Source organism: Arthrobacter sp. 01T428, from assembly GCF_056398685.1.
In genome coordinates, this window is sequence record NZ_JBFTPW010000047.1 from 1 (window position 1) to 1,021 (window position 1,021).

Genomic DNA, 1,021 nt, shown 5'->3' on the forward strand with positions numbered 1-1,021 from the left:
TCGTCCCGGATGAATCGCGGACCTTCGGCATGGACGCGTTCTTCCCGACCGCGAAGATCTACAACCCCAAGGGCCAGAACTACCTCTCCGTGGACCGGGACCTCGTCCTGGCCTACAAGGAATCCCCCATGGGCCAGCTCATCCACCCCGGCATCAACGAAGCAGGCGCCGTCGCGGCCTTCACCGCCGCCGGCACCGCCTACGCCACCCACGGCGAACCCCTCGTGCCGATCTACGTGTTCTACTCCATGTTCGGCTTCCAACGCACCGGCGACGCCTTCTGGGCCGCCGCGGACCAAATGACCCGCGGCTTCATCATCGGCGCCACCGCAGGACGGACCACCCTCACCGGCGAAGGACTCCAGCACGCCGACGGACACTCCCCCATCCTGGCCTCCACCAACCCCGCCGTCCTCACCTACGACCCCGCCTACGGCTACGAAATCGGACACATCATCCGCGACGGCCTCGAACGCATGTACGGCCCGGACTCCACCGACCGGAACTTGATGTACTACCTCACCGTGTACAACGAACCGATCAGCCAGCCCGCSGAACCGGAAAACCTCGACACCGAGGGCCTCCTGAAGGGCATCTACCTGCTCGCCCCCGCGAAAACCGACGGTCCCCGCGCGCAGCTCCTGGCCTCCGGCGTCTCGGTCCCCTGGGCCCTGGAAGCCCAGAAAGTCCTCGCCCAGGACTGGGGAGTCTCCGCCGACGTCTGGTCCGTGACCTCCTGGAACGAACTCCGACGCGACGGACTCGCCGCCGAAGAACACGCCTTCCTGAACCCCGGCGACGAACCCCGCACCCCCTTCGTCGCCCAGCAACTCGCCGGCGCCACCGGACCGGTCATCGCCGTCACCGACTACATGAAAGCCGTCCCGGACCAGATCCGCCAATTCATCCCCAACGAATTCGCCTCCCTCGGCGCCGACGGATTCGGATTCTCCGACACCCGCCAAGCCGCACGCCGCTTCTTCAAAAACGACACCCACTCCATCGTCGTGAAGACCCTGCA

At 66.2% G+C, this 1,021-nt stretch carries 1 protein-coding gene; it reads left to right on the top strand.

Going from position 1 to position 1,021, the window contains the following annotated elements:
* The coding region (locus tag AC1DJB_RS23585) for a transketolase-like TK C-terminal-containing protein (protein ID WP_476910979.1) at positions 1 to 1,021 on the top strand (1,021 nt) is incomplete at both ends.